Origin of the sequence: uncultured Jannaschia sp. (assembly GCF_947494025.1) — a bacterium.
Lineage (GTDB): Bacteria > Pseudomonadota > Alphaproteobacteria > Rhodobacterales > Rhodobacteraceae > Jannaschia.
Map to the genome: position 1 here is coordinate 1 of NZ_CANLTQ010000142.1, position 491 is coordinate 491.

The window sequence follows — 491 nt, forward strand, 5'->3', positions numbered from 1 at the left end:
TGGATGCTGACGATGCGCAAGAAGAACGTGGTCGTCGTCATGCTGACGCAGCGCGTGGGCCACATCGCCGAGAGCGCCGCCGGCGGCTCGATCTTCGAGAGCTGCGTGACGCAGATCCTGTTCCCGAGCTCGCGGAACACGGCCCGGGAGATGGCGCCGCTCAATCTCACCGACCGGGAAGAGACCTTCCTCTGCGCGTCGTCCGCGGGCGCGCGCCTGGCGCTGGTGCGGGCCAACGACGCCAGCACGGTGGTCGATCTCGACCTGTCGGTCCTCGGGCCGATGCTCGGCACGCTCGGCGCGGGCCGCGTCGCGGACGATCCCGACGCGGACGACGACGACGACGACGACGACAGGATCATTCAATTCGAGGAGGCTGTCTGATGGCCCGGATCATCGCCACGCTCGCGCTTGCCGCCCTGCTCGCGGGCTGCGCGACCTACACCGAACGCACGTCGCCCTGCGTGTGCAACTGGCAACCCGTCAACGTC

Annotated in this window: 1 pseudogene; it reads left to right on the forward strand. The window is 68.8% G+C overall.

Annotated features, from left to right (window positions below):
- A pseudogene (locus tag Q1B08_RS21690) lies at positions 1 to 384 on the forward strand (hypothetical protein); the annotation flags it as partial.
- Between the last annotated feature and the right edge of the window lie 107 nt (positions 385 to 491).